The sequence below is a fragment of the Pseudomonas sp. 5Vm1k genome, from assembly GCF_056161485.1.
Genome location: NZ_JBSPCZ010000001.1, coordinates 752,256 through 771,376, shown reverse-complemented (window position 1 = coordinate 771,376; position 19,121 = coordinate 752,256). Strand labels below are relative to the sequence as shown.

16 protein-coding genes are annotated in these 19,121 nt (G+C 59.7%); 6 read left to right on the top strand and 10 right to left on the bottom strand.

Annotated elements, in window-relative coordinates; all coding sequences use genetic code 11:
• Positions 1 to 61 precede the first annotated feature (61 nt).
• Positions 62 to 1,675, top strand: coding sequence for an EAL domain-containing protein (locus ACWIKB_RS03490; RefSeq protein ID WP_475265326.1), 1,614 nt, complete (start codon positions 62 to 64; stop codon positions 1,673 to 1,675).
• 6 nt (positions 1,676 to 1,681) lie between these two features.
• Here ACWIKB_RS03490 and ACWIKB_RS03485 read toward each other — a convergent pair whose 3' ends face one another.
• The gene (locus ACWIKB_RS03485; protein ID WP_475265325.1) at positions 1,682 to 3,472 is read right to left on the bottom strand and encodes a KinB sensor domain-containing domain; all 1,791 of its coding nucleotides are present in this window, start codon (positions 3,470 to 3,472) and stop codon (positions 1,682 to 1,684) included.
• Positions 3,473 to 3,482: 10 nt separating this feature from the next.
• Complete coding sequence (gene algB, locus ACWIKB_RS03480; RefSeq protein WP_054048028.1) at positions 3,483 to 4,829, bottom strand: sigma-54-dependent response regulator transcription factor AlgB; 1,347 nt, start codon at positions 4,827 to 4,829, stop codon at positions 3,483 to 3,485.
• A gap of 439 nt (positions 4,830 to 5,268) precedes the next feature.
• On the opposite strand from algB, the gene ACWIKB_RS03475 reads away from it, so the two are divergent.
• The 5 genes from ACWIKB_RS03475 to ACWIKB_RS03455 all read left to right on the top strand — a co-directional run bounded on the left by ACWIKB_RS03475 (position 5,269) and on the right by ACWIKB_RS03455 (position 9,760).
• Positions 5,269 to 5,556 carry a hypothetical protein gene (locus ACWIKB_RS03475; protein WP_475265324.1) on the top strand — a complete coding sequence of 96 codons (288 nt, stop codon included), beginning with the start codon at positions 5,269 to 5,271 and terminating at the stop codon, positions 5,554 to 5,556.
• Positions 5,557 to 5,637: 81 nt separating this feature from the next.
• On the top strand, positions 5,638 to 5,802 hold the full coding sequence (locus tag ACWIKB_RS03470) for a DUF1328 domain-containing protein (protein ID WP_008002172.1): 165 nt from the start codon (positions 5,638 to 5,640) through the stop codon (positions 5,800 to 5,802).
• A 2-nt stretch (positions 5,803 to 5,804) separates the two neighbouring features.
• Positions 5,805 to 6,269 carry an inhibitor of vertebrate lysozyme family protein gene (locus ACWIKB_RS03465; protein WP_475265323.1) on the top strand — a complete coding sequence of 155 codons (465 nt, stop codon included), beginning with the start codon at positions 5,805 to 5,807 and terminating at the stop codon, positions 6,267 to 6,269.
• A gap of 701 nt (positions 6,270 to 6,970) precedes the next feature.
• Entirely contained in the window at positions 6,971 to 8,302 is a 1,332-nt protein-coding gene (gene gltP, locus ACWIKB_RS03460) for a glutamate/aspartate:proton symporter GltP (protein ID WP_475265322.1), read from the top strand.
• A 228-nt stretch (positions 8,303 to 8,530) separates the two neighbouring features.
• Positions 8,531 to 9,760 (top strand): nucleoside recognition domain-containing protein, encoded by a 1,230-nt coding sequence (locus ACWIKB_RS03455; protein WP_475265321.1) that lies wholly within the window; start codon positions 8,531 to 8,533, stop codon positions 9,758 to 9,760.
• Between the two features lie 137 nt (positions 9,761 to 9,897).
• On the opposite strand, the gene ACWIKB_RS03450 is transcribed toward ACWIKB_RS03455, so the two are convergent.
• The 8 genes from ACWIKB_RS03450 to ACWIKB_RS03415 form a co-directional block, all read right to left on the bottom strand.
• The gene (locus ACWIKB_RS03450; RefSeq protein WP_475265320.1) at positions 9,898 to 10,524 is read right to left on the bottom strand and encodes an ABC-type transport auxiliary lipoprotein family protein; all 627 of its coding nucleotides are present in this window, start codon (positions 10,522 to 10,524) and stop codon (positions 9,898 to 9,900) included.
• Entirely contained in the window at positions 10,521 to 11,459 is a 939-nt protein-coding gene (locus ACWIKB_RS03445; RefSeq protein ID WP_475265319.1) for an MlaD family protein, read from the bottom strand. Before ACWIKB_RS03445 ends, ACWIKB_RS03450 begins: the two co-directional genes overlap by 4 nt.
• Position 11,460: 1 nt before the next feature.
• Positions 11,461 to 12,264, bottom strand: a complete 804-nt coding sequence (locus ACWIKB_RS03440) for an ABC transporter ATP-binding protein (RefSeq protein ID WP_054048044.1) — start codon at positions 12,262 to 12,264, stop codon at positions 11,461 to 11,463.
• Positions 12,261 to 13,409 carry an ABC transporter permease gene (locus tag ACWIKB_RS03435; RefSeq protein WP_475265318.1) on the bottom strand — a complete coding sequence of 383 codons (1,149 nt, stop codon included), beginning with the start codon at positions 13,407 to 13,409 and terminating at the stop codon, positions 12,261 to 12,263. The genes ACWIKB_RS03440 and ACWIKB_RS03435 overlap by 4 nt, the downstream gene beginning before the upstream one ends.
• A gap of 54 nt (positions 13,410 to 13,463) precedes the next feature.
• Positions 13,464 to 14,492: a DUF5924 family protein gene (locus ACWIKB_RS03430; RefSeq protein WP_475265317.1), complete on the bottom strand. Its 1,029-nt coding sequence runs from the start codon at positions 14,490 to 14,492 to the stop codon at positions 13,464 to 13,466.
• A gap of 205 nt (positions 14,493 to 14,697) precedes the next feature.
• Positions 14,698 to 16,074: a M16 family metallopeptidase gene (locus tag ACWIKB_RS03425; protein ID WP_475265316.1), complete on the bottom strand. Its 1,377-nt coding sequence runs from the start codon at positions 16,072 to 16,074 to the stop codon at positions 14,698 to 14,700.
• A 166-nt stretch (positions 16,075 to 16,240) separates the two neighbouring features.
• Entirely contained in the window at positions 16,241 to 17,899 is a 1,659-nt protein-coding gene (locus ACWIKB_RS03420) for a Na/Pi cotransporter family protein (RefSeq protein ID WP_475265315.1), read from the bottom strand.
• A gap of 373 nt (positions 17,900 to 18,272) precedes the next feature.
• Positions 18,273 to 19,040 carry a TerC family protein gene (locus ACWIKB_RS03415; RefSeq protein ID WP_475265314.1) on the bottom strand — a complete coding sequence of 256 codons (768 nt, stop codon included), beginning with the start codon at positions 19,038 to 19,040 and terminating at the stop codon, positions 18,273 to 18,275.
• Positions 19,041 to 19,121 lie beyond the last annotated feature (81 nt).

Here is a 19,121-nt window from a genome sequence, read left to right as displayed (position 1 = left end):
GGTCCGGGCTTTTTCTCAATCAGCAGCTATAACTCATTGGTAATTCTTCGGATGTTCCCAAATGGCTGCTACTCGAGAGAGGTTGCGTAGTTGGTTCTATCGCCCTTGGTTTTTGGCGATGCTGGCTGCTGCCTTGAGTGCAACCCTGCTGATGGCCGGCAGCCTGTTTATCGCGATGAATCAGGTCGAGCAGAACGAAAGCCAGGAAATGAACGCCCAGGGCGAGCGGTTCCTCGCCCGTCTTGAGCAGATGTTCGGGCAACTGCGCGAAAGCCTGGATGACCTGGAAGCCCAGCCGTTGCGAACGTGCAACGACGAAATGATCGCCACCTTGCAGCAGATCAGCTTCAGCTACCGATTCGTCTACGAAGCCGCTTTTATGGAGGGCAACCGAATCTGCTCCAATCGCCCTCGCCAGGAAGGGCTGACGATGATTCGACCGGCGGACCTCAGAGGCCCCACTTACAGTTACTGGCTGAACACCACCACCGAACCCGACGAAAACCGCGCCGCACTGATGCTGAGTCGAGGCAATTTTCGCGTGGCAACCTCTCGCGGGCATTTGACTGACATGGTCGATCTCTCACCGGGCAGCAGCCTGTTGGTGGTACTCGATCATGGGAAGCGGGCGATTCCGGTGTTGGGCGCCGACCAGGCCTGGCCACCCACGGAACCCTGGCCACCAACCAGCAGTGGTGCGCTGCAAGTGACCCAAACCCGTTTGATTTATCGCATGCCCACCAACAACCCGGAGTATCAGTTGGTGCTGATCACGCCGCGTACCGCCATGCATGTACCGGCGGTCTGGTGGTGGCTGCTGCCCGCGAGCCTGGCGCTGGGCATTATCGTCGGCATCCTGGTGTTCCTGCTGGTGCGTCAGCGTCAATCGCTGGATGCCGAACTGCAAGGCGCGATACGCCGTGGCGAGTTGCAGGTGTTGTATCAACCGATCTTCGACCTCGACAGCCGTAACTGCGTCGGTGCCGAAGCCCTGTTGCGCTGGCGCAGGCCGGACGGCACGCTGACCAGCCCCGATCTATTTATTCCGATGGCGGAAAACACCGGGCAGATTCGCCAAATGACCGACTTCGTCTTGCAGCGTCTGCTTGAACAGTTGGGGCAACTGCTACGAGCCAATCCGCAGCTGTACATCTCGGTCAACCTCGCAGCCTGCGATGTGATGGTGCCGCGTATCGGCCAGGTGATGGCGCGACTGCTGACCCTGCACCGGGTTGCGGCCAAACAGATTGCCTTTGAGGTGACCGAACGTGGATTGGTCGACGTGGTGGTGGCCCGGGAAAACCTGCAGTCCTTGCGCGATGTCGGGCATCAGGTGCTGATCGACGACTTTGGCACCGGCTATTGCAGCCTGGCCTACCTGCAAACCCTGCCGGTGGATTGCCTGAAAATCGACAAGGCGTTTATCGATGCCCTGGGGCATGACGCTGCCAGCAGCGGTGTGGCCCCGCACATCATTCACATGGCTCAGGCCCTGCAGCTCAAGGTGATCGCCGAGGGCATCGAGCATGAAGCCCAAGCGGCATTCCTGAGCAGCGAGGGGGTGAAGTTCGGTCAGGGCTGGCTGTTCGCCCATGCGCTGAGTGCGGTGCAGTTCATCGAACTGATCACCCGCGGCCGACGACTGACCGGCCGACGCCTGGATGACGAAGCGTAAAAACGCTTATACCGCCAGCGCCATATAGAACTGCGTGCCCTGCCCCGGCCGCGAATAAACCCCCATCCGCCCGCCGTGCAATTGCACGATTTCCTTGCACAACGCGAGGCCAAGTCCGGCGCCGCCCTTTTTGCGACCCACTTGCACGAACGGCTCGAAAATCCGTCCTTGCTGGCCGTAAGCAATGCCTTCGCCGTTGTCCTCGACACTGATAATCACCCGCTCGCCGTGGCGCCGGGCCTGCAAACGGATCTGCCCGTCCGCGGCGGTATGACGCAAGGCATTGTCGATCAGGTTGTCGAGCACTCGATCCAGCTGCGCCTGGTCCGCCTGCAAGCGCGGCAGCGGCCCTTGCACTTCCACCAGCAAGTCGATGCCCTTCTGCGCGGCCTCCCCCGCAAAACGACCCTGTGCCTGCTCCAGCAAGTCCTCGATGACGCACGGCCCCAGCGTGAGTTTCTGCAAGCCGTTCTGGTAGCGGGAGAAGTTCAGAAGGTCGTTGATCAGTTGCATCAAGCGCTGCATTTCTTCATTTACGGTATCGAGCAAGTCCGCTTCGCGGGAGTCCGGGGGAAATTTCGCTCGCTCGCGAAACAGCCCGAACGCCATGTGCATCCCGGTAACCGGTGTACGCAACTCATGAGAGGCGCGCAGGACGAATTCACTGCGCACCCGTTCGAACGCTCGCTGTTCGGTAACGTCATGCAACACCATCACCGCGCCGAGAATATGCCCTTGGGTATGGCTGACCGGCGTCAGGCTGTAAGTCAACAGCCGCGACTCGCCATCGACTTCGACACTCAAGTCTTCCGGTGCCCGCTCCAGAGTGCCGCCACGCAAGACCAGTTGCAGCTGTGCATCCAGTTCGGGACGATCGAGTGCCGACCCCAAACCCTGGCCGAGACGGTCGGTGTCCCAGCCCAATTGCCGCTGCGCCACCGGATTGAGGTGCTCCAGATGGCCTTCGCGGTCGATCATCAGCAAACCGTCGTCGATGCTGTCGAGTACGGCCTGTAAGCGTTGCTGGCCGGCCAACAGTTCGTCGACATTGGTTGCCTGGTGTTCACGCAGGGCCTCGGCCATGATCCCGAAGCGCTTGGTCAGCTGGTTCATTTCTTCAGCCGAGGAGATCGGCAGGGTCACTTCGAAATTGCCTTGGCCGATGTTGTCCGCGGCCTGTGCCAGCGCCTCGATCGGCGCGCCGAAACGGCGGGCGATCGCATGGGCGGTGACGAAGCCGATGATCAGGACCGCCAGCCCGACCAACCCGAGCAGGCCGGCGATCAGCAGCGCCCGGTCACGGGCCTTGCGCTGGGTGTCGTTGATGTTATCCAGGGCGCGCTTGTGTTCGGCGATCAAGCCGTTGCGCAGCTGATTGAATTTGGCCGTGACCTCATCGTTGCCCGTCAGTACATGGGCAGGATCGTGGGACAGCTCCAGGGCCTGGAGAAAACTCTGGTAGTCGGCCTTGGCCTGCTGGAAGCCATACTGGCCCTCCACAACCCCCTGCTCATGGGCGATGCCTTCATCGAGCAGTTCGAAGTAATGCTGCTTCGACGCGGCAAACTGCGCAGTATCCGGTTTTTCGCTGAGCATGATGATCAGTTGATCACCCAGGGTCTGGCGCAGCTTCAGCCCCAGATCCAGGGTGACGAAGTTATTGCGGATCAGTGCTTCCTGACTGCCGGCCATTTGCATAACGCTGATCAGCCCGAGCAACAGCCCGAGCAGCGCGACGGTGATGAGTGCGGAAATACTCAGGAATAGCCGGGTCCGCAACTTCATCGCCAGTTTCATCGGATGTTGCTCACAGGTTGTACTGCTTGCGTTTGCGGTACAGGGTCGAGGCATCGATGCCCAAGGTTTTGGCTGCCTGGTCCAGGGTTCCGGCAGTAGCCAGTACGGCGCCGATGTGGGCTTTTTCCAGCTCATCCAGACTCAGCGCGGCACCCACTCGCGGCGAGTTATTGGCCGGTTGTTCGGCCATGCCCAAGTGAACGATCTCGACGCGCTCCTGTGGACAAATAATGCTCGCCCGCTCCACTACGTTACGCAGCTCTCGAATATTGCCCGGCCATCGGTAGCTGAGCAGCGCTTCCCGGGCCTCATCGCTGAAGCCCCGAGCCGGCCGCGCATATTCCTTGACGAAGCGAGCCAGGAAACGATCGGCCAGGGTCAGGATGTCTTCGCTGCGTTCGCGCAATGGCGGCAGATGCAGGGTAATTACGTTCAAGCGATAGAGCAGGTCTTCGCGGAAACGACCGTCGCGGACCATGTCTTCAAGATTGAGGTTGGTGGCCGCGAGGATTCGCACATCAGCGCGCCGAGTGACCGGGTCGCCGACCCGTTCGTATTCCTTGTCCTGGATGAAACGCAGCAACTTTGGTTGCAAAGTCAGCGGAAAGTCGCCGATCTCGTCGAGAAACAGCGTACCGCCGTCAGCCTGATTGACGCGACCCAACGTACTTTCGCTGGCGCCGGTGAACGCACCACGGCTGTGACCGAAGAGCTCGCTTTCCATCAGCTCGGCGGTCAGGGACGGGCAGTTGATCGTGACGCAGGACTTCTTCTCGCGTTTGCTCCAGCCGTGAATGGCCCGCGCCAGTTCACCTTTACCGGTCCCGGACTCGCCGAGAATCAGAATATTGGCGTCGGTGCCGGCCACTTGGCGGGCGGTTTCCAGCACAACCTTCATGGCCGGGCTGTGAGAATCCAGACCGTCCTTGGTCTTGCGCACTTCACCTTCAAGGGCTTCCAGGCGCGCCGAGAGCTGGCGCACTTCCAGTTGCTTGGCGGTGGCCAGGCGCAGTTGATCCGGGCTGCAGGGTTTGACCAGATAATCGGCGGCACCGGCCTGAATCGCATCGACGGCGGTATCTACGGCGGAATGCGCGGTGACGATAACTACCCGCATCCATGGCGCCTGAATGCGCATCTGCGCCAATACATCGAGGCCATTGTCCTCACCCAGACGCAAATCCAGGAAGCACAGGTCAAACACCTGACGCTGCAACAGTGCATCGGCCTGCGCGGCGCTGTTGGCGGTGGCGACGGTATAGCCTTCGTCTTCGAGGCAATAACGGAAGGTACGAAGGATGGCGGACTCGTCGTCTACCAGCAGAATGCGGCCTTGATGCTCAGTGGCTGATTCCATTTTCCGACGCTCCTTACTGAATGATTTTGATTAGTCCCGAGAAAATCGGGCAAGTTGCATGGTTGATTCTGATCCATTCCAGCCCCGGCAGTGTAGCTATCTACTGCCCTTCTGGTTAATTGGCTGATTTCATTGGTTTTTTATCAAAAATCCAAGATTTCGGCGATTACCTGCTTGAACGTCTGACATCCGCGCCCTCCTCGCAATTCAAAAAATTTGAAAGTTCCTCTGAATCTTTCGTGCATAACGCACGACCGTCAGGACCCCATCGTGCAGGATGCGTGTGGAACGATTTTCATCACATATATAAGCAATTGATTTTATTAAGTTTTTTTCATTCAAAAAGCTGGCATGCAGACTGCAATGGTCTGATTAACGCAGGGCATTCACGGAACGAGCGCCCTCAACAAGATGACCACCCCGGTGGAGGAGCTACAGGATGAATCGCCAACGTGCCGCCCAATTGCGTATCTCGCCACTGCATATCCAGCAGGGTTTGTTCGCGATGCTCGCCCTTTCGATCACTTTGATCGGCGGCCAGCAATTCGCTCGTTGGGAACAGAGCCAGCAGCCAGAGGCGCCACGTCTGTCGATTCAACACGCCACCCAGACCCACTTCACTGCCGTCAGCAGCAATCTGGCTGACAGCGCCCCGATGCGAATGATGGAAGTCGACCAGGCTCAGCCTGTGGATCAGATGCCCCGTCAGGAACGTTGGGTGTTCTAAAGAACCGAACTTGGCGTGATCCATGCGCCGGGAAAAGCACCAACAGACATACCTTTAAATAGAAGAGTAAGGAGAATCACCATGTTGAGCTGGGCAATTACATTCTTGATCATTGCCATCATCGCCGCCGTACTGGGCTTCGGTGGTATCGCGGGCACCGCCACGGGTATCGCCAAGATTCTCTTTGTCGTGTTCCTGGTGATGTTTGTTGCTTCGTTCTTCTTCGGCCGTCGCGGTCGAGGCTGAATATGAGCGTTCTGTTTAAGACACTGGCAGCCGCCCTGCTTCTGGGCGGCAGTGCCATGGCGATGGCGGCCAATGATGGCCAGACGCGGGCCAACGAGTTGCTGAACTCGGACCCGCAGTACCGTGAAACCTGGACAAAAGTCGTGAAGAAGGAAGAACGACTGCCGGAATGGGTGATGAATCTCACGGGCGATGCCGAGCAAATGAATGCTGTCCAGGAGGATGGCGACAAGTATCTGGTGGGGCCGCTGTGCGAAACACAGCAGACGTGCCTGAACAAACGCTTGATCGTGGCATTCAGTTTCAACAAAAAGGATGCCTACGCGATGCTGGTTGAGGTGCCTGCGGGACTGCCCGCCGACAAATCACCCACTCGCCATGCCGACTACCGCTTCCTCGGGAAGCCGAATCAGGGCATGCAGGACCTGTTGATGGAACAACTGAAGAAAGATCCGAACTGGTACTGAGTTTGAAACAAAAGAGGAGCAGCCTTGCTTCTCTCCAGTGCGCCACCCGATGAAGGCAGGCGCATGACCAAGGGGTCGGGACGTTCTGACTGTTTCAGGGTCGGAGTGACCTACGAGCACATGGAGTGCTTGCGCAAGGGCCGGGTCAGGTCAGTAAAGCTGCGACGCAAGTTCGCCGGCCCCGAGCGGCTCGACGGACTTGCGAAGAGCTTCAACGTGCAAAACGTTGATCTAGAGCACTTCGTTCATTCCCTTCTGCTGCATATTCCCCGCAAAACCGTTTCGCGGTGTTTCTTCACGACCGTATATCGAGAAACCTCCTACTTTCAGCGCGAGAGTTTTCACTGCCAAACGTAGGCTTTTTCTTAAGTTTCGCCATGAATTCAACTGTTTAAAAAACAACCAACCTGCTCTGAAATGGCCGGTTCACGGCACTTATGCCTGCCGAAATGTCGTATTCGAACCGGTTGGGACGCCAGTTTCATTTGAAAAAGCTCATGCCGATTCGGCATAGGGTAGGCGTTTACGGCATTAGACGTCGCTTCCTTGCATCGGAATAGTTGCGCCTTTTTTCGCCTGCCGAAGAGCCGTAAATACGCGCTTGCGGGCACCTTATACGGGGGCAGATGCACAAACTTTTCCGCTACTGAGCGTTCCAGTTCGCGCATCTGCCCGAGTCAAACTGAAGTAAGGGTAATGATATGAAGAAGGCAAAGCTTAGCCTCGCCTGGCAGATCCTCATCGGTCTGGTATTGGGGATTGCAATCGGTGCGCTGCTCAACCATTTCAGTGCCGAAAAAGCCTGGTGGATCAGCAACGTCCTGCAACCTGCGGGCGATATCTTTATCCGTCTGATCAAGATGATCGTGATCCCGATCGTCATCTCTTCGCTGGTGGTCGGTATTGCCGGCGTCGGCGATGCGAAGAAACTCGGGCGCATCGGTCTGAAGACCATCCTCTACTTCGAAGTTGTCACCACCATCGCCATTCTGGTCGGTCTGGTGCTGGCCAACGTGGTCCATCCGGGCACCGGCATCGACATGAGCACCCTGGGTACTGTGGATATTTCCAAGTACCAGGCAACAGCCGCCGAAGTTCAGCATGAACATGCGTTCATCGAAACCATCCTTAACCTGATCCCGTCGAACATCTTCGCGGCCATGGCCCGCGGCGAGATGCTGCCGATCATCTTCTTCTCCGTGTTGTTCGGTCTCGGTCTGTCGAGCCTGCAATCGGACCTGCGCGAGCCGCTGGTGAAGATGTTCCAGGGCGTGTCCGAGAGCATGTTCAAAGTCACCCACATGATCATGAACTACGCCCCGATCGGCGTTTTCGCACTGATCGCGGTGACCGTGGCCAACTTCGGTTTCGCCTCCTTACTGCCACTGGCCAAACTGGTGGTGCTGGTTTACTTCGCCATCGCCTTCTTCGCCTTCGTGGTGCTGGGCCTGATCGCCAAGCTGTTCGGCTTCTCGGTGATCAAGCTGATGCGCATCTTCAAGGATGAGCTGGTGCTGGCTTACTCCACCGCCAGTTCCGAAACCGTGCTGCCGCGCGTGATCGAGAAGATGGAAGCCTACGGCGCACCGAAAGCCATTTGCAGCTTCGTGGTGCCGACCGGTTACTCGTTCAACCTCGACGGTTCGACTCTGTACCAGAGCATCGCGGCGATCTTCATTGCCCAGCTCTATGGCATCGACCTGTCGATCAGCCAGCAATTGCTGCTGGTGCTGACCCTGATGGTCACCTCCAAAGGCATCGCCGGCGTACCGGGCGTGTCCTTCGTGGTGTTGCTGGCCACCCTGGGCAGCGTGGGTATTCCGCTGGAAGGCCTGGCGTTTATCGCCGGTGTCGACCGCATCATGGACATGGCCCGTACCGCACTGAACGTGATCGGTAATGCTTTGGCCGTGCTGGTCATCTCCCGCTGGGAAGGCATGTACGACGACGCCAAAGGCGAGCGCTACTGGAACTCCCTGCCGCACTGGCGCAGCAAGGAAAAATTGCCGGCAGGCGAAGTCTCCAAAGGCTGATGCATAACCCCTTGTGGGAGCGGGCTTGCTCGCGAAGAGGCCGGTACATTCAACATCTATGTTGACTGACATACTGCCTTCGCGAGCAAGCCCGCTCCCACAGTGGATTGAGACCAGTCCCTGCAAATGGGCCCTCATGCCGCTCAAAACAAACCCCGGAGAAATCCGGGGTTTGTCGTTTCTGGCGACCCCGCTATCATTCGCCGCATTCTTCGGGGGATTTAACTGATGCTCAATGGCCTGTGGCTTGGCTTCTTCATCGTGGCTGCCGTGTCGGCAATGGCGCAGTGGCTGATCGGCGGCAATGCCGGGATCTTCGCGGCGATGGTGGAAAGCATCTTCGCCATGGCCAAGCTGTCGGTGGAAGTCATGGTCCTGCTGTTCGGCACCCTGACCCTGTGGCTGGGCTTTCTGCGAATCGCCGAGAAGGCCGGGATCGTCGAGTGGCTGGCCAAGGCACTGGGCCCGCTGTTCCTGCGCCTGATGCCCGAAGTCCCGGCGGGTCACCCGGCCATCGGCCTGATAACCCTCAACTTCGCCGCCAACGGCCTGGGCCTGGACAACGCCGCCACGCCGATCGGCCTCAAGGCCATGAAGGCGCTGCAAGAGCTCAACCCCAGCGCCACGGTGGCCAGCAACGCGCAAATCCTGTTCCTGGTGCTCAACGCTTCGTCCCTGACCCTGCTGCCAGTGACGATCTTCATGTACCGCGCCCAACAAGGCGCGCCGGACCCGACGCTGGTGTTCCTGCCGATCCTGCTCGCCACCAGTTGCTCGACCATCGTCGGCCTGTTGTCGGTGGCATTCATGCAACGCCTGCGCCTGTGGGACCCGGTGGTGCTTGCGTATCTGATTCCCGGTGCGCTGGCACTGGGTGCGTTCATGGCGCTGCTGGCGACGCTCTCAGCCACCGCGCTGGCCGGGCTGTCCTCGATCCTCGGCAACTTGACGCTGTTCGGCCTGATCATGGTGTTTCTGATCATTGGTGCGCTGCGCAAAGTGAAGGTGTACGAAGCATTCGTCGAAGGCGCCAAAGAAGGCTTCGATGTCGCGAAGAATCTGCTGCCGTACCTGGTGGCGATGCTGTGTGCCGTCGGCGTATTGCGGGCGTCCGGCGCGCTGGATTTCGGCCTGGACGGGATTCGGCACCTGGTGCAGTGGGCCGGTTGGGACACGCGTTTCGTCGATGCGCTGCCGACCGCGATGGTCAAGCCGTTCTCCGGCAGCGCCGCCCGGGCGATGCTGATCGAAACTATGAAGACCTCCGGGGTGGACAGCTTCCCGGCGCTGGTGGCGGCGACGATTCAGGGCAGTACCGAAACCACGTTCTATGTGCTGGCGGTGTACTTCGGCGCGGTGGGGATTCAGCGGGCGCGGCATGCGGTGGGGTGTGCGTTGCTCGCGGAACTGGCCGGGGTGCTGGGTGCGATCGGGGTTTGTTACTGGTTCTTCGGTTAACCACAAAACCACTGTGAAATAAAAAACCCTGTGGGAGTGGGCTTGCTCGCGAATGCGGTGTGTCAGTCACCATCAATGCTGAATGACACACCGCATTCGCGAGCAAGCCCGCTCCCACATAGGTTTTTGTGTGGGCCTCATGGTCTGAGCGGCGGGGCGACTTTCTGTCCTTGGTCCACCGCCCAAGCCACCACCTGCGCCGTCAACTGGTCGCTGGCCTGGCCAAACCCGGCCACTACGGATGGCACCTTCAAGTCGCTCAGTGGCTGGCGCACTTCAAAGCGGCGACTGGCGAGGATTCGCTGGTCATAGCCGCGCACCAGCAAGGCATCCAACCGAACCACCACACTCGCGTTCGGGCCCTGGTACTCGGTCTGAAACGCCTGCAAATTGCCGCCCAGCTCCAGATCCGCCTGGAAGTTGCTGTCATCGGTGCTCAACAACGACACCCGACCATCGCGCTGAAACCCATCCAGCAACCGATTACGCAGCAGCACCGGCGCCGGATCGCTCCAGCGCGAAGCCTTATAGCTGCTGATCAAGTCACCCTGAGGAATCACAGCGATTTTCGGGCTGTTCAACACCTCGCTGGCCTGGGGCTTGGCCAGACGTAGCGACCAGTGTTGCGGCGTGCCATGACTGGCCACTGCGCCGCTTTGGTTCGAGGGCAACCGATAGACATCCGACGGCTCGGCCTTGGGCAGGATCGAGCATGAGCTGACCAGCGCAAAACTGGCGAGGAGGGCGATATGAGTCAGCTTCATGGCGTGAATTCCTTGTTCTTGTCGCTGCCCAGCAGGTAACCGCTGGGGTTGGCTTCCAGTCGCTGGGAAATCGCTCGCAGCGAACTCAGGGTGTCGCGCAATTCACGCACGGCCGGGGCCAGACCATTGAGGCCCTGCATGCCGCTGTTGAGCGAGTCCTGATTGGTGGTCAGCAGTTTGTCGATGGTCGCAGTGGTTTGTTCCAGCGACTTCATCGCCTGGCCGGCGCTGCCGAACATCTGCTTGCCCTGATCGTTGAGCAAGCCGTTGGCGTTGCGCATGAGCGCGGTGGTCTGTTCAAGGGTGGCGCTGGCCTGTTTGCCGATCGAGGCCAGTTGCTGCATGGCCTGGCGGATGTCACCGCGTTGTTCGGCGATGGTGCCGGTGGTTTGCTCCAGATGTTCAAGGGTGTTGCTGATGCGCTCGACGTTCTCCGCCGAAAACATCTGATTGGCGTTATGCATCAGCGTGCTCACACCCGCCATCAGGTCGTTGCTGTCATTCAGCAGCCGGGCGATAGGCGAGGGCGCGGCGATGATGGTCGGCAACTCCCCGTCCTTGCCGCGAAGCTTGGGACTTTGCGGTGTACCGCCACTGAGCTGGATGATCGAAGTGCCGGTGATCCCGGTCAGCGCCAGTTTGGCCTGGGTGTCTTCCTTGATCGGCGTTTCGCCACCGAGGCGAATCCGCGCCAGCACCCGGCGCGGGTCTTTCGGGTCCAGGCGCAGGGACACCACGTCACCGACCTTGATCCCGCTGTACTGCACGGCGCTGCCCTTGGACAAACCGCTGACTGCCTCGTTGAAGACGATTTCGTAGTCCTTGAATTCGGTATCCACGCTGGACTTGGCCAGCCACAGACCGAAGAGCAGGGCGCCCGCCACCACAATCACGGTGAACAGGCCGATCAATACATGATGGGCTCGGGTTTCCATGTCAGACCTCGTTTAGCTGTTGAGCGGCGGTCAGCGCCGCGCGGCCGCGAGGGCCATGGAAGTATTCGTGAATCCACGGATCGTCGGTTTCCGACACCTTGTCGATGGCGTCCGCCACCAGCACCTTCTTCTGCGCCAGCACCGCCACCCGGTCGGTGATGGTGTAGAGCGTGTCCAGATCGTGGGTCACCAGGAAAACACTCAGGCCCAAGGCGTCGCGCAGGGTCAGGATCAACTGATCGAAAGCCGCCGCGCCAATCGGGTCGAGGCCGGCGGTGGGTTCGTCGAGAAACAGGATGTCCGGGTCCAGCGCCAACGCCCGGGCCAACGCCGCACGCTTGATCATGCCGCCGGACAAGGATGCGGGGTATTTATCCGCCGCAGACAACGGCAGACCGGCCAACGCCAGTTTCACCGCCGCCAGGTGCTCGGCGTCGGCGCGGCTGAGGCCGGCGTGTTCAATCAAGGGCAGGGCGACGTTCTCGGTCACGGTCAGCGAAGAGAACAGCGCGCCTTTCTGGAACAGCACGCCGAAGCGTCGCTCGACCATCGAACGCTCATGCTCCGACAGCGTCGGCAGATTCTTGCCGAAGACCTTCACCACGCCTTCACTTGGCTGGCGCAAGCCGACAATGCTGCGCAGCAACACCGATTTGCCGCTGCCGGAGCCGCCGACCACCGCGAGGATTTCACCCTTGTACAAATCCAGGTCGAGGTTCTCGTGCACGCTCTGGCTACCAAAACGGTTGCACAGGCCACGGACTTCGATCACCGCCTCAGAAGGCGCTCGGGGTAGACGACTCACCAGCCTATCTCCATGAAAAACAACGCGGCCACGGCATCGAGCACGATCACCACGAAAATCGACTGGACCACGCTGGACGTGGTGTGGGCGCCGACAGATTCAGCGCTGCCGCTGACCTTGAAGCCTTCAAGGCAACCGATGGCGGCGATCAGAAACGCGAAGATCGGTGCTTTGACGATCCCCACCAGAAAGTGCTGAACGCCAATGTCGGTTTGCAGCAGCGACAGGAACATCGCCGGCGAAATCCCCAGCGACACTGCACAAACCACGCCGCCACCGACAATCCCGGAGATCATCGCCAGAAAGGTCAGCATCGGCAGCGCCACCAGCAGCGCCAGGACTCGCGGCACCACCAGCAGCTCCATCGGATCGAGGCCCAAGGTGCGGATCGCGTCGATTTCTTCGTTGGCCTTCATCGAACCGATCTGCGCGGTGAACGCACTGGCGGTGCGCCCGGCCATCAGGATCGCGGTCAGCAGCACACCGAATTCACGCAGGAAGGAGAACGCCACCAGGTCCACGGTAAAAATGCTCGCGCCGAAACTCGCCAGCACCGTCGCCCCGAGAAATGCCACCACGGCGCCCACCAGAAAGGTCAGCAGGGCGACGATGGGGGCGGCATCGAGACCGGTCTGTTCGATGTGCGCAACCATCGGCGTAATACGCCAGCGCTTGGGCCGGAACAAGCCACGGGCGATGGTTTCAAGGATCAGGCCGACGAAACCCAGCAGTTGCAAGGTGTCTTGCCAGACTGCGTCAACGGCACGACCTATGCGGGTCAGCAATTGAATGCCGACGCCGACTTCCGGCTCTTTGAGCGGAACGCAGAAATCGGTCAGCGAGCAATAGACGGTTTGCAGCAACGCGCGATCGGCATTGGAGAGGGTGCATTGGGGGTGTTCGGCCGAGCGGCCGAGGCGTTCGGAACCGAGCAATTCCACGAGCAACGAAGCGCCAGCGGTGTCGAGCGCACCGAGGCCGTTGAGGTCGATGTGGGTGCTGTCGTCGTACTGGCCGCGAAGCTTGTCGCCCAGGCGCTTGAGGTCAGCGTAATGGGCAAGCGTCCAGTCACCCGTGACCCGCAATTGTGCAGGGGTGTGCGAGGTGTCCAACTGGGCATTGCCGGCCATTGTGCTGCTGGTCATAAGCTCCGTGCTTGTTCGGCTGTTACGCAGAACTACGTAATAGCACGAACCGCATTACTTTTCTTTGGTCGGTGTGCTGTCCTTGACCACGAAGCGCAACACGCCGATCACCTGACCGTCTTCGGTCAACACGCGGACCTGCCATTTGCCTGCCGGGTTGCCCGGGAAGTTCTGCTTGTGGGTCCAGGCCCGGTAGCCTTCCTTGCGTCCGCCATGAATATCCAGCGGGATGCGGTCGACTTCCTGGCCGTTGAATTGCCACACGTGATAAATCCGCTCATCCAAACCGCGCGGCGCGTTGATCGCGGTGTAGGCGTAGAGCCCGCCACCGCGAATCTGCTCGGCGCTGACTTCGTCCAGGCTGTCGCCGGGGGTACGGTCCTGCATTTCGGTGCTGATGGCCACGTCGGTCATCCACAGTGTCGCCGGGGGTACCCACGAACGCAGCACCCAACCGAGGGCGCCTATCCCTAAGGTGATACTCAGAATCGCCAAGGCGTTGCGCACGGTACGGATCGGGAAGATCGACGCCAGGCTCGGGAACGACAACAACACGGAGATGCCCAGCGCCAGTTTGAAGCTCTGGGATGTCGTGAGGTGCATGATGACGGGCAGGGCGGTGAGCAGGGCGGCGAATAGCGTCAGGGTGTGCAGCGCCAAGAACGCCCAGCGACGGGGTGCCAGCCATTTGTAGTAAAGCGGGTCGGTGATGGAAATCAGCGCTGCAATGCTCAGCAACCCGGTAAACACCAGTTGGCCGCTGTTCCAGGTGGTGGTGATGAAGAAAAACGGCAAGACGAAAAACAGGCTTTCCTGATGGATCATCTGCGTCGCGTAACGCAGCAACGGCTGGGGAATTTCCCGCTTAAAGACCCGGGTAAACAACTGCGTGAGGCTGTTTTCCAGCATCAGCCAGACCCAGCTGACCAGCATGATGGTGGTGATCCAGGTCGCCAGGCCCTGTTGGCGATCCACCAGCATGAAACTGCCGACACCGGAGATAAAACCACCGAGCGCGATAACCCCGGGATAGCGCTTCATCAATTCGAGGACGCGCTGGACGATAAGGGGCAGGGTCGGCATTCGGCGGTTCACACTATTCGTAGGAAAAATCCTCGACAGGGTACCGCCGAGGGCCTTCTGTGGCGATCAAATTTGGGCAACCACAAGACCAGAGCGAATGATGACCTGTGGCGAGGGGGCTTGCCCCCGTTCGGCTGCGCAGCAGTCGTGATTTTTGGGCCGCTTCGCGACCCGACGGGGGCAAGCCCCCTCGCCACAGGGATTGCTAGCGTTTGCGATAAACGCGCCAGCCCAACACCCCAAGCACCATCAACCCAAGCACCGCGCCTAATGCCCACAACAACTGGTCATCACTGATCAACGGCTTCTCGATCCGCAAATACCCCGGCTGCAGCAGCAATTCGCGCATGGCCTTGTTCGCTTCTTCCAGCGTCACCCCTTGCAGTTCCTTGGCCGGGTCAGTGAAGCGCCCGTCCTCGTAGTCGCCCAGGGCGCTCCAGTAGTAATCGGCCAGGGCGCTGTTGCCTTGCACGGCCCAGGACTGGCGGGCAATGGCGGCTTGCTTGAGGCGATCAAACGTCTCGACATCGAGGCCGTTCTTCAGCAGCTCGGCTTTCATGTCCTCGAGCACTTGCTCGGCTTCGGCGATGTTTTCGCGCTCAAGGTCGGCATTCAGGCTCATAAAACCCACACTGCCGAACAACTCGCGCTCAGCCCAAGGACCATAGGACAAGCCATGGGCCAGGCGCATCTGGCGATACAGCGCCCAATCCAGGTAATCCTTGAGCAGGTCGAAAGTCTGGTCGGGCACGTCTTCCAGCACCGGCTCCGGCACCAGCCAGTGCAACTTCGCACCGCCGCCGACAAAACCGTGAATCAGGCTGCGTTCATGGGCGGCGCTGGCATTGATTTCCGGAAGTGGCAAATGATCGGTGGGATCGACCGCTTCAAGCGCGCCATAGGCCCGTTCCAGATAGGCCGGTAGCAGTTTGTCGAGGTCGCCGACTGCAATCAGGGTCATGTTATTGGGGGCGTACCAGGCCTTGCGCACCTTATCCAGTTGCTCGCTCGTCAGGTGACCGACTTGGGCACGCTCGGGGCATTTGAGGCCCAGTTCCACAGCGAGTTGATTGCTGGCGGTGTGGCCCAGGTCCTGACGATCCATCCAGCGTTGCAGGTGCGAGTAGTGGCCGCCGTCTTCGCGTTCGACCACTTGCTTGGCGGCGTTGATTGCGTTGTCGTCAATGCGGGTCTGGGTCAGCAGCGCCAGCAGCAGGTCGAGGACTTTGCGCTGGTTTTTCGCTGGCGCCTCGATGACGAACGTGGTGTCGGCGTTGCTGGTATAGGCGTTCCATTCGCCGCCCAGAGCCTGCATGCGCTCCTCCAGGCCACCTTCACCGCTGGCGTCGATGCCGCTGAACAGCAAGTGTTCGAGCAGGTGTGGCAACTCTTTGTCAGCGCATTTGAAGTCATCGAAACCGACGCCAACCACCAGGCGAATCGCCACATGCCCGCGATCGGTGCCTGGCTTGAGCAGCAATTGCAGACCGTTGGGCAGCGCATAGCCTTCGACCTGGAAACGATCCAGGGCGAACGAAGAAAATGAACCGAGCAACAGACAGGCGAATAACAGGCAACGCATAACGAGCTTCCATACGGCTGATTGGAGATCCGTGTCGTCAGTCAGGGCCTCTTCGCGAGCAAGCCCGCTCCCCCAGGAGTAAGCATTCCACTGTGGGAGCGGGCTTGCTCGCGAAGAGGCCTGAATGGCTGAACCATTGTTACTGACTGACCACAACCCCAGACGTTCAAGGCGAATGTGTGATGTCGGCCAAATCGTCAGCCGCCAGCGCCCCGGTGTCGGAGGTTTCCAAGACCGCGTAGGCGCTGCTGCAAAACAGCGAATTCAGGCGTTTCATGTCGGCAATCAGTTCCAGGTGCAGCGAACTGGTTTCGATACTTTGCACGATCTTACGTTGCAATCGGCTGACATGAGCATGGGCCAGGCGGCGTTCCTGTGCGCGAAAGCGACGTTTTTCACGCAGTAACTGACGCGCGCTTTCCGGATCGCTGCTGAGGAACACCGACAACCCCAGGCGCAGGTTGGAGATCAATTGGCTGTGCAGCCCCGCCAACTCTTCCAGGCCCACCTCGGAAAAAGACCGGCGTTGCGACGTCTTTTGCTGCTGGACCTTGCGCAACATGCGTTCGATCAGGTCGCTGGCGAGTTTGAGGTTGATCGCCAGCTCGATGATTTCCGCCCAGCGCCGACTGTCCTGATCACTGAGGTCTTCGCGGGGCATCTGCGCCAGGTAGAGCTTGATCGCGCTGTACAGCGCCTCGACATCATCGGTCAGGCGGCGCATTTCCTGGGTCACAGCGGTCTGTTTGCCGTGCAGCACGTCGAGCATGGCTTCGAGCATGTTGTCGATCAGGTCGCCGATGCGCAGGGTTTCCCGGGCGGCGTTGGCCAGCGCCAGGCTGGGGGTGACCAGCGCGGTAGCGTCCAGATGCCGGGGTTTGGCCATGCCGTTGAGCTCCGGGCGCTCCGGCAACAGCCAGGCGCAGAGCTTGGCCATTGGGCCGACGCTGGGCAACAGGATCAGGCAACGTGTGGTGTTGTAGAGCAGGTGGAAGCCGATGACCATTTCCTGAGGGCTGAAGTCCAGGCTGTCGATCCAGTGCACCAGCGGGTCGAGCACCGGGATGATCAGCAAAAGGCCGATCAGTTTGTACAACAGGCTGCCCAACGCCACTTGGCGACCTGCAGCGTTCTGCATGCTGGTGCTCATGAAGGCCAGCACGCCGCTGCCGATGTTGGCGCCGATCACCAGGCCGATGGCCACGGGCAGACTGATAACGCCGGCACCGGCCAGGGTCGCGGTCAACAGCACGGCCGCCAGGCTGGAGTAGGAAATCATCGCGAACAGCGCGCCAATCAGGGCATCGAGCAGGATGTCACCGGTCAGGGACGCGAAGATCACTTTCACCCCTTGGGCGTGGGTGATCGGTGCGGCGGATTCGACGATCAGTTGCAGCGCCAGAATGATCAGCCCCAGGCCGATAGCTACTCGGCCCATCTGCCCGACTCGGGTCTGTTTGCGCGACAGGAAGAAAATCACCCCGAGGAAGATCAGCAGCGGCGACAACCACGACAGGTCAAACGTCAGCACCCGCGCCATCAACGCGGTACCAACGTCGGCCCCGAGCATGGTCGCCAGGGCCGGGGTCAACGCCATCAGGCCCTGGCCGACGAAGGAGGTGACGAGCATGGCCGTGGCGTTGCTGCTCTGGACCATGGCGGTCACGACGATACCGGCGATGAACGCCAGCCCACGCTTGGACATGTTCTGGCCAATCACATGGCGCAGGTTGGAACCGTACACCCGCAGGATGCCGGTTCGGACGATGTGCGTGCCCCAGATCAGCAAGGTCACGGCAGATAGCAAATTGAGCAGGGTCAGCATGCTGGGCCCCCTGTGGTGGTAGCGTCCCAAAGGGACAAGTTGACGGTACCGCGCGACGTTCTACGTTCTGTACTTAAGCTGTAGTTGGCTAACGGTCTGGGCGCCAGCATCGCATAGCTAAAGAAGTGATTGAAACAAAACTGTCATAAAAACAGCTTGATGCAGAGATGAAAAAGGGGCCCAAAGGCCCCTAGGTGCAATATTTGGATTCACTGGGTAACTGTGGCGAGGGGGCTTGCCCCCGTTCGGCTGCGAAGCAGTCGTAAGACCGGTGAATGCGGTTTTCTTGATAAACCGCATCGCCGGTTTTAGGGCCGCTGCGCGCCCCAACGGGGGCAAGCCCCCTCGCCACAGAGGCTCCCAGGCCACAGAGTTACTGGCCAGGAATGTCCTTGCGCAGTTTCACCGGGTCTTGCTGTTTCTTCTTTTTCGCGATCGCGGTGCGCATCTTGATGTTGATCGCTTCCACTGCCAGCGAGAACGCCATGGCGAAGTAGACGTAGCCTTTTGGCACGTGCACATCGAAGGACTCGGCAATCAGCACGGTACCGACGATCAACAGGAACGACAGCGCCAGCATCTTCAGCGACGGGTGCTTGTCGATGAACTCGCTGATGGTGCCAGACGCCCACATCATCACCAGCACCGCTACGATGATCGCCGCGACCATGACCGGTACGTAGGAAACCATACCCACAGCGGTGATCACCGAATCCAGCGAGAACACGATGTCGATGATCGCAATCTGGATGATGGTGTAGAGAAATTTGCCGCCCTTGCCGCCCGGCTCCTCATTGGTTTCGTCTTCACCTTCCAGCGCGTGGTACATCTCTTGCGAGCTCTTCCACAGCAGGAACAGGCCACCGAAGAACAGAATCAGGTCACGCCCGGAAATCCCCTGGCCGAACACTTCAAACAGGTCGGCAGTGAGGCGCATGACCCAGGTGATCGACAGCAGCAACAGGATCCGCGTAACCATGGCCAGGGCCAGGCCGAAAATCCGGGTGCGCGCCTGCATGTGCTTGGGCATGCGGCTGACCAGGATCGAGATCATGATGATGTTGTCGATGCCCAGGACGATCTCCAGGGCAGTCAGAGTGAAAAAGGCAACCCAGATTTCAGGGTTGGTCAGCCATTCCATGTGTATTCCTTTGAGCGAGTGTTAAACCCCGAAAAGTCCGGGCTTCTACCAACGAAGCGCAGACCCGTCGGGGTGAGTCTT